The organism is Nocardia nepalensis, from assembly GCF_048910785.1.
Lineage (GTDB): Bacteria > Actinomycetota > Actinomycetes > Mycobacteriales > Mycobacteriaceae > Nocardia > Nocardia nepalensis.
In genome coordinates this window covers 331,950-345,729 of the sequence record NZ_JBKBET010000037.1, presented here as the reverse complement: position 1 = coordinate 345,729, position 13,780 = coordinate 331,950, and the positions used below count along the sequence as shown (strand labels likewise).

Annotated in this window: 12 protein-coding genes; 4 read left to right on the top strand and 8 right to left on the bottom strand. The window is 66.1% G+C overall.

Annotation, left to right across the window (positions count from 1 at the left end):
* Positions 1-67: 67 nt before the first annotated feature.
* The 7 genes from ACHQ4I_RS33195 to ACHQ4I_RS33165 all read right to left on the bottom strand — a co-directional run bounded on the left by ACHQ4I_RS33195 (position 68) and on the right by ACHQ4I_RS33165 (position 9,116).
* Positions 68-3,430, bottom strand: coding sequence for a DUF6531 domain-containing protein (locus ACHQ4I_RS33195; RefSeq protein WP_420775833.1), 3,363 nt, complete (start codon positions 3,428-3,430; stop codon positions 68-70).
* 72 nt (positions 3,431-3,502) lie between these two features.
* A complete protein-coding gene (locus tag ACHQ4I_RS33190) occupies positions 3,503-4,321 on the bottom strand; it encodes a phytanoyl-CoA dioxygenase family protein (protein ID WP_420775832.1) in 819 nt (272 codons plus the stop codon).
* Positions 4,322-4,446: 125 nt separating this feature from the next.
* On the bottom strand, positions 4,447-6,012 hold the full coding sequence (locus ACHQ4I_RS33185; protein ID WP_420775831.1) for an ANL family adenylate-forming protein: 1,566 nt from the start codon (positions 6,010-6,012) through the stop codon (positions 4,447-4,449).
* Positions 6,013-6,034: 22 nt separating this feature from the next.
* Positions 6,035-6,835: an SDR family oxidoreductase gene (locus ACHQ4I_RS33180; protein WP_420775830.1), complete on the bottom strand. Its 801-nt coding sequence runs from the start codon at positions 6,833-6,835 to the stop codon at positions 6,035-6,037.
* Positions 6,836-6,891: 56 nt separating this feature from the next.
* The gene (gene fgd / locus ACHQ4I_RS33175; RefSeq protein ID WP_420775829.1) at positions 6,892-7,950 is read right to left on the bottom strand and encodes a glucose-6-phosphate dehydrogenase (coenzyme-F420); all 1,059 of its coding nucleotides are present in this window, start codon (positions 7,948-7,950) and stop codon (positions 6,892-6,894) included.
* A gap of 78 nt (positions 7,951-8,028) precedes the next feature.
* Positions 8,029-8,865, bottom strand: coding sequence for an LLM class flavin-dependent oxidoreductase (locus ACHQ4I_RS33170; protein ID WP_420775828.1), 837 nt, complete (start codon positions 8,863-8,865; stop codon positions 8,029-8,031).
* A 41-nt stretch (positions 8,866-8,906) separates the two neighbouring features.
* A complete protein-coding gene (locus tag ACHQ4I_RS33165; protein WP_420775827.1) occupies positions 8,907-9,116 on the bottom strand; it encodes a hypothetical protein in 210 nt (69 codons plus the stop codon).
* A gap of 236 nt (positions 9,117-9,352) precedes the next feature.
* Between ACHQ4I_RS33165 and ACHQ4I_RS33160 the strand changes: the two genes are divergently transcribed.
* Positions 9,353-9,997, top strand: coding sequence for a DedA family protein (locus tag ACHQ4I_RS33160; RefSeq protein ID WP_420775826.1), 645 nt, complete (start codon positions 9,353-9,355; stop codon positions 9,995-9,997).
* Here the strand turns inward: ACHQ4I_RS33160 and ACHQ4I_RS33155 are convergent.
* Positions 9,965-10,408 carry a type II 3-dehydroquinate dehydratase gene (locus tag ACHQ4I_RS33155; protein ID WP_420775825.1) on the bottom strand — a complete coding sequence of 148 codons (444 nt, stop codon included), beginning with the start codon at positions 10,406-10,408 and terminating at the stop codon, positions 9,965-9,967. The genes ACHQ4I_RS33160 and ACHQ4I_RS33155 overlap by 33 nt on opposite strands.
* A 124-nt stretch (positions 10,409-10,532) precedes the next feature.
* On the opposite strand from ACHQ4I_RS33155, the gene ACHQ4I_RS33150 reads away from it, so the two are divergent.
* The 3 genes from ACHQ4I_RS33150 to ACHQ4I_RS33140 all read left to right on the top strand — a co-directional run bounded on the left by ACHQ4I_RS33150 (position 10,533) and on the right by ACHQ4I_RS33140 (position 13,621).
* On the top strand, positions 10,533-11,372 hold the full coding sequence (locus ACHQ4I_RS33150) for a shikimate dehydrogenase family protein (protein WP_420775824.1): 840 nt from the start codon (positions 10,533-10,535) through the stop codon (positions 11,370-11,372).
* Positions 11,369-12,727, top strand: a complete 1,359-nt coding sequence (locus ACHQ4I_RS33145; RefSeq protein ID WP_420775823.1) for a cation:proton antiporter — start codon at positions 11,369-11,371, stop codon at positions 12,725-12,727. Before ACHQ4I_RS33150 ends, ACHQ4I_RS33145 begins: the two co-directional genes overlap by 4 nt.
* Positions 12,728-12,895: 168 nt before the next feature.
* A complete protein-coding gene (locus tag ACHQ4I_RS33140; protein WP_420775822.1) occupies positions 12,896-13,621 on the top strand; it encodes an alpha/beta hydrolase in 726 nt (241 codons plus the stop codon).
* Positions 13,622-13,780: the final 159 nt, after the last annotated feature.

Genomic DNA, 13,780 nt, shown 5'->3' with positions numbered 1-13,780 from the left:
CCGATCCCCACCCCTGGGACTCGGGGTGGGGATCGGGTTTTCCGGTTTGCGATTGGCGCGGATAAGGCTATTGGCAGGCGTGCGGGCCGGCGGAAGCCGGGGTTCGGTGGTGAAAAGTTGTGCACATACGACAGGGTTCCGGCGGCAGCCAATGGTTTCGCACAGAATCTATCCATCTATCTGCCGTCTGCACCCAGGCTGCCGAGTTGGTCCCACCGAATTCTTTTTGTTCGCTGCCCGTTCCGAATTCCATCCAGGGCACCTTGTTCAGGACCGCGCTCACGGCTTCTGCGCAGTCGAGAGGATCGCCACCGGTAAGGGAATTCGGGATGTACGCGTGGGGGTTCGGCGCAGGCCGCAGACCCAGGGGATCAGGGGTGAGGTAAGCGCCGGTCTCGGGATCGTAATAACGGCGATTGCCGTAATGGAGCCCAGTTTCTTGATCGTAATATTGACCGGGGAATCGCAGCGGGGTGGTTGCGGTATCGCGCTGCCAGGAGGCTAGTCCCCACCATGTGCGCTGCTGGTTGTCCACGATGGCTCCGTCGGGGGAAACCAGTTCGGTCGGTGTACCACTCGGGTCTGTGATTACGGAGTGGAATTCCTGGTCGATTGTCTCCTTGCCGGAGTCAAGGCGGATAACGGTTCGCGAGGCCTGAGTCAGCGGGATACCCGAGTCGTTCCGATAATTCCATGTGATGACCTTATGGCTATCGCTACCGATGTCCTCCTGCTCGGCGAGAAGTTCGCCGTCCCACGAGAACTGCGTCCGCTCCAAAAGTTCGCCGTCAGCGGAAAGATGACGCTTGCCGATGCGGCGGCCGATGGGATCGTATTGATAGAGCCATTTGCTCCCGTCGGGGAGGGTAACCGAGTAGAGCCGACTGTCGGCGTCCCACGTATAGCGCCAAGTATCGGGATCGCCGGATGCCCGTGTTCGGATCCGTGTTGTGACGCGCCCGGCGGCGTCGTAGCGGTAGCTGACGTTTCCGGCCCGGGTGGTGAAGGTTCCGACTATCTCGCGGGGCCCTTGCGCTGACACCTCCCCGGTTCCGGCGGCAGTACCAGCGACCGAGGCCGGCCAGACGGCATTCGTGATGTTGCCCGCGGCGTCGTAGTCGTACTGCTCCAACCATCCGTCACTTCGGCCGGTAACGGCGGTAACCCGCCCGGCGGAATCGAGACGGAACGCCCGGTCGCCGGTGCGGAGGTCGTCCACGCCCGTGACGAATCCGTCCGGACTGTAGGTATACGCGCGCCGTTGGAGCGGCGGCTCCGCGACCATGGATCCTTCCTGACCGGAGGAAACAGCCGAGCCGGTGAGGGCCTGAGTCACGAGGCGACCGAGTTGGTCCCACTCCTGGGTGAGGCCGGCTCCGGGCAGGTCCCGCTGGATTTCCCGTCCGGCGGGGTCGTAGCCGAACCGGAGTTCCCTGCCGGCGGCCGTGAGCGCCGAAGGCATTCCGGCGGCGTTGTAGACCCAGGCAGTATCGGCCCCGGACGGAGTGACGCGGCTCGTCACGTTTCCGGCCGCGTCGTAAGTCTTGGTGACTGCGCGACCGTTGCAGCTTTCGGTGACCACCCGGCCGAGCGAGTCCCGGACGAAGACCAGGTCCACATCGTCGTTTTTCGCGCGCACGAGGCGGCCCGCCGGATCGTAGTCGAACGTGGTCACCGTGCCGTCGGCGTTGTGCGAAGACGCCACCTTGCCGAGGGGGTTGAAGGAGTACGAGGCTTCATGACCGCTGGCGTTCACGCGGTGTACGAGATGTCCCGCGGCGTCATACCAGTACTGGGTAGTAGCGCCGTTGTAATCAGTCTGCGCACTCAGCCATCCGGCGGAGTCGTTCTCGTATCGCCACTGGAGTCCGCCGTGGGTTACCGAGGTGAGACGGCAGCTGTGGTCATACTCGAACTCAGTGAGTGTGCCGCCCGGCCAGGTGATCGACACCAGCTGACCGAACGCCCCATATGTGTATGCCGTGACCGATTTCGTGGCCGAGATCCGTTGCAGCAGGTTCTCTTCGCCGTCCCAGGCCCAGGACTGGGTCGACCCATCCGGCAGGGTCCGGGACAGGGGCAGGCCATCGGTCGTCCATGTATAGGCCGTTGTCCCGCCGACCGAGCTCGTGACACGCACGACTCGTCCCAGCTGGTCGCGCTCATACCTGGTCGTTTCGCCGGTGGGTTCGGTAATGGTCACGGGCATCCCGGTGGAATCGCATTCCATCGTGGTGACCGCGCCGTCGGCACTGGTTATCCGGGCGAGATGCCCGCAGCTGTCATACCCGTACACGAGCACCGAGCCGTCGGGTGCGGTCACTTCGGTGAGATTGCCGTTCTTGTCGAAAGACCGCAGCCAGACACCTCCGTCAGGCCCGGTGATCCGTGTCGGGAGGCCGGCCTCATCGGCCTCGATGTGGGATTCGCGACCGTCCGGATCGGTTACCGAAACCAGATTGCCGCGGTCGTCGTATGCATATCGCGTGACCTTGCCGAGCGGATCGATGCGGGCCGTGGCCCGGCCACGTTCGTCGTATTCCGTCCGCGAAGTCTTTCCGATCGGGTCGGTGATCGCGGCGACCTGGGCGGACTCGGTGATCGCGTAGGTGGTGACATCTCCGTCGATATTGGTCCAACGGGTGATGCCGGGCTCGTAGGCGAAGGTGCCGGACAGGGTGCCGTGGGGGCCTTCTCCGCTGGCGCACCGGCCTTCGGAGTCGAAGGTGTAATGGTAGGAGTAGCCGTTGCGGTCGGTCCAGGCGGTCAGCCGGCCCGCGTCGTCGTAAGTGAAGCGCCGCGGCAGGTCGGACGAGTTGATGACGCCGGACAGATTGCCGGAATCGTCGTATTCGAAGCGGCGCAGGGGGACATCGTCTCGGCCGTCGCGGCCGGCGAGGGTCAGCGCGGTGACGCGCTCGTCGGTGACCGACACCACGATGCGATAGCCACCGGAGTGGACGATGTCGAGCGGGCGGCCGAGCGCATCGTAGCCGAAAGTGATCTCGTGGCCGCCGCGGTCCGTGACCGAGGTCAGGGGTAGTTCGTCGTCCTCATGTCCGGCCCGGCGTTCGAACTGCCAGGTGCGGCCGTGCTGCGGATCGCTGACGGTATAGGAACCATCCGGGTTCTGCCGCAATGGCCATGCGGGGCCGGTTATCGGGACCGCGGGGAGGTTGCCGGTGCCGCCGGGGACCATCCAGGTGAGGATCTCCCCGTCGGCGAACCGTGCGCGGATCCGGTCGCCGGTCACCTGCAGTCGCTGGTCGAAGCTCGACATCCAGGACTGCCCGAACCACCGGCCGGCGCGCAACGACGACCGGTGGGTCCGCTCGAGCACGAGGGGTAGAACGCCGGGCAGCGTGACATCGGTCTCGGCCAGAACAACGTCCCCGGTCGCCACGTCCACTAGATCGCTGACGTCAGGCATAACAGTCTCCGCCCCTACCTTGCTGATAGTGATTGATTCTTGTTCCCAATTGATCGGCTTCCGCGAGCGGATCTACCGCTGCTGACCGGTTTCGGCGGACGGCGGCACCAACTCTCGCAGCGGTGCGAAATCGTGCCAGGGATCTTGCAGGGCCTGATCCCACGTCGCCTCATGCTGCCGGTGCCGGAGCCTGAAATAGACCGTGCGCCGAACGGAATCGCCGGTGTTGTTGCCACCGTTGTGGCCGAGCAGGTAGTGCTTCAGCAACATGTCGCCCGGACGACCGCGCACCATGTCCACCTCTGGCAGCTCGACAGTGGGATAGGTGGTGAAGGCCTCCGGTCCGCGCTCCCGGAATAATTGTGCGTGAGCGCGGTGTGTTCCCGGCCAGACGAAAAGATTTCCGGTGTCATTGGTCGACTGGTCGGTCAGGAAAAATCCGGCGAGCATGGAGAATGTCCATGGGGGATCACCGGGTTTGCGTCCCTTACCGCCGTCGATGTGCGGCTTTTGCCGGGCGTCTCGGAAAGGCGGGTAAGTCAGTGCGGTCTGTACCGTGTCGGGAAACTCCAGCTCGCCGGCCCCGATGAGGCTTTCGGCGAGCGAGAAGGCCGAGGTGTCACGCAACAACGCCGCAAGTACCGGCGCGTCCTCCAACTGCTGGAATCGGTAGACCACCCCGACGTGCCCTTCCACCGGCGGCCGCGCGTTTATCTGCTCATCGACCACCGCATTGGCAGCGGCTATCAGGTCCGGCGGCACGACATCCGGGATCACGACGTAACCGCGCTCGGCGAATTCTTTCCGCTGCTCGAGAGTCAGCACCTGTTTTACGCTCGACGCCGCCTGCCGGTCACCATTGTTCGGCATCGTTTCGGTTGAATCAGCCACGAAATCTGCCACCACCCTTCTGTCACGCTCCTGGGATATCCGCCGATGCTAGGTCGCGTGAGGAGGGGATCCATATCCCTCAGCCTGACAGTTGGAATTGGATTTCGTCGGTGCCGTTGACCCGCCTAAGCCGGGGAGGCGGGTCGGGTCAAGAACGCGTGGGCGTCGGCCCGTAGCTGGATCCGATCGGGTTTGCCCCAGCCGGTCTTCCGTAGTTCGTGGCGAATGTCGATCATGGTGGGGACGTGGTTGTCCGACAGTGCCTCGGCGACATGGCGGCGCAACTGCTGCGGGTCCACGATGGTGCCCGGTTTGGGCACGACGGCGGCGTAGATGTGCTCCACCCGGTCGGCGTCCTCGACCCCGCACACCGCGGCCTGGGACACACCCGGGGCCTGGCTGAGTACCTTCTCCACCGCCTCGGGATGGATGCGGATTCCCTTGACCTTCATCATGTCCGCGAGCCGGCCGGCCAGATGCAGATAGCCGTCGGTGTCGAGGTATCCCAGGTCGCCGGTGCGTACCCAACCCGCACGCATCAGTGCCGCGGTCGCCTCGGGCTCGTGCCAGTAACCGGCGATCGGCCAGCGCGGAATCGCGCACACCTCACCCACCTCGCCGGTGGGCAGCGCCGCGCCGGTTTCGGGGTCCTGGATGCTCAACGCCTCGGGGTCGAGCGGGCGTCCGACGGTGCCGCACGAGTTCGGCTCGTCGTGATCGTCGGGGAAGAGCATGGCCAGTGCCCCGGTCTCGGTCGTGCCGTATACCTGGATCAACACCGGACCGAAGACTTCCCGGGGACCGGAGCCGCCGCCACAGTACAGCTCGGTCAGGCTGGACAGGTCGGTGTCGGGCCGGTCCCGATGCTCGGCCAGCGCGTACACCTGCGGCGTGCCGAGAATGAGCTGGCCGATCCGGTGATGGGCGATCGTGCGCAACACCGCCCCCGCGTCGAAGCCAGCGTGCAGCACGACCATGCCACCGCTGACGAGCGTATCTTCCGCGGCGAACACGTCGGTATGGATGAGCGGTGTGGTGATCAGCAGGTTCTTCCGACCGCCGCGGCCGTCGATCGTGGGCAGCAGGCACGGTGCCGCCGAGACCATCTCGTTCCTGACGCCGAAGGTCCAGCAAATGCCATTTCGGCCGCTTGACAGCCTGACCTGGGTGATGACCGCGAGGTCGTCGTCGGCGATGTCCGCACACGGACCCACGCCGTCACCGGAACCGGCGGTCAGATCCACGGTGTCCGGCTGCCCGGCGCCCAGCACGGCGAGCGTCGGCCGATCGGCCACGTGCGCCAAGAGCTTCCGCATCCGCTCCTCGTTGGCCGGGTCGACCGCCAGCATTCGTGTACCGACGTCCGCGGCTAGGGCGCGCTGCAACTCCACCCGCAACTCATCGTCGGGCGCGTCCGGGTGCAACCACCGCAGATGCGCGGCGGTCGCCCCCACCAGGTTGGCCGCCCACTGCAGAATCAGCGTGGCGGCGGTGTTGGGCTCGGTCAGGATGCCGACGACGTCTCCGCGGTCGATGCCGCTGCGGCCCATCGCGGCCGCGGCCCGGCGGGTCGCACCGGCCAGTTCCCCCGCGGTCAGGACCACACCATCGCTGACCACCGCGGCACGGTCGGGTTCCGCATCGAAATGGGTCAACAATTGCTGAACGTAATGCACGTGCGTAGTACTCATAACCCGGTTTGTTTCTGTTCGATCAGCTGAAGTCTTTGACGTGGTCGTCTGCCCACTGCCGGAACGAGCGGGCCGGTGCCCCGGTGATCTCCTCGACGATGGACGTCACCACACACGGAGCCTTCATCAGCTCGGCCACCGTCTGGACCAGCCTGGGCTCGATGTCTTCCGGATCCTGCTCGACAGCAGCTATCGACCGCCCGATCGCCGCCCCGATCGCCTCGATGTGCTCCTGCTGCGTCAGGGCTTGCGGCCCGGTCAACCAGTACCCCTTCCCCTCATGCCCGGCCCCGGTCAGCACACTGACCGCCACATCGGCGATGTCACGCTCGTGAATCGACGCGGTGCGCAGCTGCAGAAACGGAATCCGCAACTCCTCCCCGGACCGGATCGCCGAAGCCCAGCTGAGCTGCTTGGTCGCAAACGTGGTCGGGCGCAGAAAAGTCCACGCGATTCCGGACTCCTGCAACGCCTCCTCGACCGCCGAGTGCATCCGCGCACTCCGACTCTGCTGCATGGAAGGTTCCATCACCGAAGCCGACGACAGCAACACCACATGCTTAACCCCGGCATTCCGTGCCGCCTTCACGAACTCGGTGACACCCTCCGGGTTGGCATAGAGGAAGACCTTCTCGACGCCCTCCAGCGCCGCCGGCAAGGTCTCCGGCACATCCAGATCAAGACGAACCATCTCCACGGCGTCGCGCAACTCACCGGTCCGCGGCGACCGGCTCGTTCCACGGACCGAAGCTCCGGCGGACAGCAGCCCGTCCACCACATAGCCGCCCACGCTGCCGTACGCGCCGATGACAAGAACAGACATGTCTCTCCATAAGGTTGGTTGATCGAGGTTCAGGCGAATCCGGTCCAGCCGGCGTGTTACGCCGAGCGGACTTCGGGTGCGGCCGGTGAATCCGATGGCCCGACAAGGACGGGAGTCAGGCTGCGCAGGCCGGGGAGGACCTGCTCGGCGAAGTTCGTGAGGAACCGCTCCTGGTCGTGCCCGGGGCCGTGGAAGACCAGGTGGTTGAAGCCGGCATCGACGTACTGCTTGATCTGGGTGATCGCCTGCTCCGGGGTGGAGGCGACGATCCAACGCTTGGCGACCTGCTCGATGGGCAGTTCGTCGGCGGCCTTCTCCATCTCGACCGGGTCGTCGAAGCCGGCCTTCTGTTCGGCACTGAGCGAAAGTGGCGCCCAGAACTTGCAATTCTGCAGCGCCCGGTCCGGGTCCGGGTCATAGGAGAGCTTGATCTCGATCATCTTGTCGATCGCGTTGTGGTCCCGGCCCGCCTGGTCCGCGCCCGCTTCCACGGCCGGCAGGAGCTTCTCGGTGTACAGCTCCATGCCCTTGCCACTGGTACAGATGAAGCCGTCGCCCTTGCGGCCGACATATTTGGCCATGACGGGGCCTCCGGCGGCGAGGTAGATGGGGACGGGCACCTCGGGCCGGTCGTAGATGGACACGGCGGTGGTCTGGTAGTACTGCCCCTCGAACGTGACGCGGTCTTGCGTCCACAGCTGGCGGATAAGCTCCACGGCCTCGCGCAGGCGGGCGAACCGCTCCTTGAAATCGGGCCAGGTGATGCGTGCGACCGCGACCTCGTTGAGGGCCTCACCGGTGCCGACCCCGAGCGCGACCCGGCCGGGGTACAGCACCCCGAGAGTGGCGAAAGCGTGCGCCACCACGGCCGGGTTGTACCGGAACGTGGCAGTCAGCACGCTGGTACCGAGCTGGATCCGCTCGGTGCGTTCCCCGACTGCGCTGAGCCAGGACAGGGAGAACGGCGCGTGGCCGCCGTCGTGCCGCCACGGCTGCAAGTGATCGCTGATCCAGACGCTGTCCAGGCCGTGGCCTTCCGCGCTGACCGCGTACTCGAGCAGTTCGCGCGGGGCGAACTGCTCGGCCGATGCCTTGTAACCGATCTTCAGTGCCATGCTCCCAGTAGTAGGGCGCGCTGGCAGGGATCCACATCCCCAGGCCTGACGGTTGGCGGACGGGTCGGCGAGACGCCGCTACCGTGCTTCGCGGGAGGTGTCGAGGAGGTCGAGTACCGGTGCGAACTGTTCGGCGAATACGGCGTTGATCGTGAATGAGGAGATCCCGAGGGTTTCGCGGCGACGCAGCAGTTCATCGGCCATGTCCTGGGGGGTGCCGCGCAGGATGGCCAGCGAGTCTCGCTCGACGAGCGTTTTCATATCGGTTCTGAGCAGCCGCGAAATTTGCGGTGGCGCTTCGTCTCCGATGACGTAGATGGGCGCGACGAACTCCATCTCCTCGCCTCGTTCCCCGGCCTGCTCACGGATCTGCGCCACCAGCGCGGCGATCTCCTCCCGGGTGGCGAACGGACTCGAGGCGACCGTGATCCGGTCGGCCTTGGCCGCGGCCAAGGCACGGGCCTTGGGACCACCGGCGGCGATCAGCACCGGGGTGTATCCCTCTCCGTCGAGGGCACGCAACTCATCGATCGTCTGCTCCACCTGTGCGAGCCGTTGCGCGGCCGACCCCGGGGTGAGACCGATCAGCTTCGCGGCGTCCGCGAGGACGAACGGCATCCCGGTCCCGATACCCAGATCGAATCGCCCGCCACTGAGCATCGACAGGGTGTGGGCATCCCAGGCCGTCATCCGCGGCCCGCGCAGGGGCCCCGCGATCACCCATGTCCCCAGCCGCAATGTCGTCGTCGCACCGGCTGCCAGCGCGAGAGCGGGAAACGGCGACGGCGCCGTCAACACGTCGGAACTCAGTAGGCTCATGTACCCGAGATCTTCGGCCTGCCGGGCGATGCCCAGCCACTGCTTCTGATCCTTCGGCTCGGCGATCACGGCGAACTTGAACGGCTTGTCGGTCATGGGGCGATACCCTGTCCTTTCTTGGAGCAGTTCGGCAGCTGCTATTCGGCAGCGTCGTCGAGGAGCCACAGCCCGTCGATATTCACCTCGAGCCGCGGAGCGAGGGGTATCCGGCGATGCGGATCGTCCCTGTCGGGGAAAACCGGCATGGTGAGGAAATAGAACTCCGCCGGAAGGCCATAGAAGGTGAATCCCGCCGCCGCGGCGGGCCCGGCCCACTGGCGGAAATACTCCCTGAACCAGAAGCCCATTGTCTTTCCTTCGCTGTCCGGAATCGGGGAAGCCCGCTGCCACTCCGCAGTATCGTGGCCACCGCTCGGTCCCGACGACAACTACCCGGTCTCATAGTTTTCCGGCGCTGCGCTGCCCGCGTCGTCGTCAGCGCTGCTCGAAGGCCGGAAATCCTGTCAGGCCGAGTGATCCCTAGTCACCGTGCCGGCACCTAGCGTCGGGCAGCACAACGTCGACGATCGGGGCTCTAGCACAAATGGGTGACATCACCGAAATCCTGGACGGCATCCACGGGCCGCTGCTGTATCTGGCATTCGCATTGATCGCCGTTGGGTTGTTCTGGTTTCCGATCGGCATGCTGTTTCCGGGTGAACCTTTGGTGATCCTGGCGGGCTCGTTGGCGGCTGATGGGGAGATATCGCTTCCGGGAGTCTTCGTGCTGATGATGGCGGCAGCGACAATGAGCATGAGCCTGGCGTACGCCACAGGGCGGCGATTCGATGGCTGGATTTCGCGCCGCCCGCAATCCAGACTGCGGCGGCTGCTCGACCGGGGTGAGAATATCCTGCGCCCGCGTGGTGCCCTGGCGATCGTGTCGGTCTCGTGGATCCCGCCGTTGCGAGCGACCTTGCCGATGCTCGCCGGTGCCACCCGATACCCGTTCCGCCGGTTCCTGGCCTTCAACGTGGTCGGCGCGACGGTGTGGACCACGGTATTCATGGGCGGCGGTTACCTGGCGGGGCCGCTGCTGCTGGGGAACCCCCGGCCCATCGTCGCGAGCATCATCGTTGTGCTCCTGGTGGTGGCGGTGGCCAAGTGGATTCGGCGGCGGCGAGCGGACAAGGTCACCGCACCGATCGATGAACAGCTATCGGTCGGCGCCGAGCAGGTGCAGCAGTGACCGTGCGGCCAGCCGATAACCGAAGGCGCCGAGGCCGACGATGGCGCCCTGTGCCAGCGGGGCCGTCACCGACTGGTGGCGGAATTGCTCGCGCGCCCAGACATTGCTCAGATGCACCTCGATCCACGGGGGCGGATAGCTGGCGAGGGCGTCCCGCAGGCTCCATCCCGCGATCATCAGCGCTCCCGGGTTGACGATCGCCCCGGCTGTCGAATATCGATGCGCGTGTACGGCGCGGATCAGCTCGGCTTCGCTCTCGTCCTGGATCGAGATCACCTTCCAGCCCGCATCGGCTACTTCGTCGCTCACCGCTGTCACGATGTCGGCCAGCGTGTCGTAGCCGTAGATCTCGGGTTCTCGATCCCCGAGTATTCCGAGGTTCGGTCCATTCAGGAGCAGTATGTCGGTCATCTGCGCACCTTCTTCCACGGCGACCACGGATTGTTCGGTGGGCCATCGTCGCAACGTGCCCGTGGCCCGGACAACTACCCGAACTGACGGTGTTCTGGCCGCGTCGCGTGCGTTTGAATCGGGCATGCCCAATTCCACGCATCCGTGGCGACAGCCGGAGATCGGGGCTGAGACGCAACTGATCCCGGTCCTGGGAGACCCGATCGCCCAGGTGCGCGCGCCGGCGCTGATGAACGGGTTGCTCGCCCGGCACGGTGTCGACACCGTGGTCGTCCCGGTCCATGCGCGGGCCGAGAACCTCGATTCGGTCGTCCGCGGCCTACAGGCGGTCGGGAATGTGCGGGGCCTGCTGATCACCATTCCGCACAAGATCGACGTCTTGCGCCATGCGGCCGTACACAGCCCGGCCGCGGCGCTCGCCGGCAGCGCCAACGCGTTGCGTCGTGAGCCGGATGGGTCCTGGCACGCGGAGAATTTCGACGGCGCGGGATTCGTGGCCGGACTTGTGGCGCACGGCTTTTCGCCGGCCGGTCGGCAGGTGGCCGTGATCGGCGCCGGCGGGGCCGGTTCGGCCGTCGCGGCGGCCCTGCTGGACGCGGAGGTATCCCAGTTGACGGTGTACGACCGTGACGGTGATCGGATGACCGCGCTCGTGGACCGGCTGGGATCGAGGTGGCCGGGGCGCGTCGAGCCCGGCGCGGCCGCCCGCTTCGGCTCGGCCGACATCGTAATCAACGCCACCCCATTGGGTTTGAGCCCAACTGACGAACTGCCGTTCGACCCCGCTGGCCTGCGTCCCGGTGCGGTGGTGGCCGATATTGTCATGAAACCCAGGCGGACTCGGTTGCTGCGACTGGCGGAGACGCTCGGGCATCCGGTTCACTACGGGGAACCGATGCTCACCCATCAGGTCGAGCTGTACTGCGCCTACTTCGGGCTCGTCGCCGAGCAAGTCCGGTCATGATTCTGGCTGTCGGCCCGGTCGCGCCGATCCCCGCTCACCAACTGCTGGTCCTGCTGGTTCAGCTGGCTGTGCTGCTGCTGTTCGCCCGCACCTTCGCGGGCTGGGTGGGCAAACTCGGGTGGCCGTCGGTGGTCGGCGAGCTGCTCGCGGGAGTGGTTCTCGGCCCATCGCTTCTCCCGCACGTGCTGCCGTCGGTGTCGCGGTGGCTGTTTCCGCCGCAGGCCGAACAGCTGCACCTACTGGACGCGATCGGTCAGGTCGGAGTGTTGATGCTGGTCGGCCTCGCCGGTATGCAACTGGACCTGGGTGCGGTTCGCCAGCGGATGGGCAGTGCCGCGGTGGTCAGCCTGGCCGGATTGCTGGTCCCGTTGGCGGTCGGCGTCGGGGCGGGTCTGTTCGCGCCGACCCCGTTGCGCCCCGAGCACACCAGCCCGGCGGTCTTCGCGATGTTCATGGGCATCGCCATCTGTGTCTCCGCGATCCCGGTGATCGCGAAAACGTTGATGGAACTGAACCTCACCCACCGCGATATCGGCCAGTTGATCATGACCGCGGGCATCATCGACGACACGGTCGGCTGGTTCCTGCTGTCGATCGTCGCCGCGGTCGCCACGCACGGCCTGTCCGCGGCGACCGTCGCGTACTCCCTCGGATCCATCGCTGCGGTCGTCGTCTTCGCCGTCGTGATCGGCCGGCCCGCGGCGCGCATCGTCATGCGCCGAGCCCAGCGCGCCGGCGGACAACGAGTGATGAGCGTCGTGGTCGTCCTGCTGTTCGCCGCCGCTGCGGCCACCCAATCACTGGGGTTGGAAGCGATTCTCGGGACTTTCGTCTGCGGTGCCCTGCTGGGCTCCAGCGGCGTCGAGCTGTCGTCACTGGCTCCGCTCAACAGCGTCGTTGGCAGCGTGCTGGCCCCCATCTTCTTCGCGACCGCGGGCCTGCGCATGGACCTGTCCAAGCTGGTGACGGCCCCGATGCTCATCGGTGCGGCGGCGGTCCTGGCGATGGCGATCCTCGGGAAGTTCGCGGGGGCGTTGCTCGGCGGAAAGCTCTGTGGCCTCGGCCGCGCCGAGTCGATCGCACTCGGGGCGGGGATGAACGCACGCGGAGTCATCGAGGTCATCATCGCGATGGTCGGCCTCAGGATCGGCGTACTCGGCATCGAGGCCTACACGATCCTCATCCTCGTCGCGGTCGTGACCTCCCTGATGGCCCCTCCGATCCTGCGGCGCGCGACCGCCCGAATGGAGGTCACCGAAGCCGAGGCGGCCCGGGCGAAGCGCACCTTGGCACTGACCCGATACGACACGATCGCACCGGATCAACACTCGTACGGCCACGGCGCGTCCGCGTAAAACCGTTGACGACTGCGGCTGCTGCTGCTACCTTTTTCGACGGCCGTGCTAAAGAACAAGGAGGTGGTATCCGTGAACGCAGTATCGACATGGGTGCTCTCCTCCGGGGTCATGGTCGGGCGATAGGTCGTCCGGGAGCGCCATTCCGCACTCCCGAAAGGCACGACCATGCAATTCCTTTCAGAACAGCGCCTCGACGACGGCATCCTCGAGCGCGAATTCACTCTCGGCGAGATTCCTGGCTTCGTGTGGGCGCCCGAATCGGCATCCGCATCCGAACCAGCCCCGCTGATCCTGCTCGGCCACCCCGGCGGACTGCCGAAGGTGTACCCCCGGCTTTTGGCCCGGGCCCGGCACGCCGCGGCGGAGGGCTTCGTCACCGCCACCATCGAGCTTTCCCGTCCCCCCGCCGCCGAGCAGGCCCGCGACGAAATGCTGCGGGCGATGCGGGCCGGCGAGCCGATCGCCGACGAGATCGTCGACCAGCTCGTCTTCCCGATGCTCGAGGAGGCGGTCACCCCATGGCGGGCAGCCCTGGACGCCCTGCTCGCGCTGCCCGAGATCGGCGGCCCGGTCGGAATCTCGGGAGGGCTTATCTCCCTGGGCATCCGGCTGGCGGCGGTCGAGCCGCGCATCCGTGCCGCCCGCCTGTTCGCCGGGACTTTCGTGCCCCGCACCATGTTCGAAGAGGCCCGGCAGGTCACCATTCCGCTGCAGGTCCTGCTGCAGTGGGACGACGAAGGAAACGACCGGCAACTGGCCCTGGACCTGTTCGACGCCTTCGGCTCCAAGGAGAAGACGCTGCACGCCAATATGGGCGGGCACACCGGCATCCCGCCGTCCGAGGCGGACGAGGGGACTCGATTCTTCGCCCGGCACCTGAAGCAAATCTGACCAGTAGGGCGCTGCGCCAACACGTTCGACGCTCCTCGGCGAATCCAGCAGTGGCACAAGGACTGTGCTCGATCCGGCCTGCCGCTGCTCGGTAATCGCCTCGGCGCAACCGTGGTAACCCCCTGCAGCACAAGAGATTTGCGCGAAACGCGCACCGTC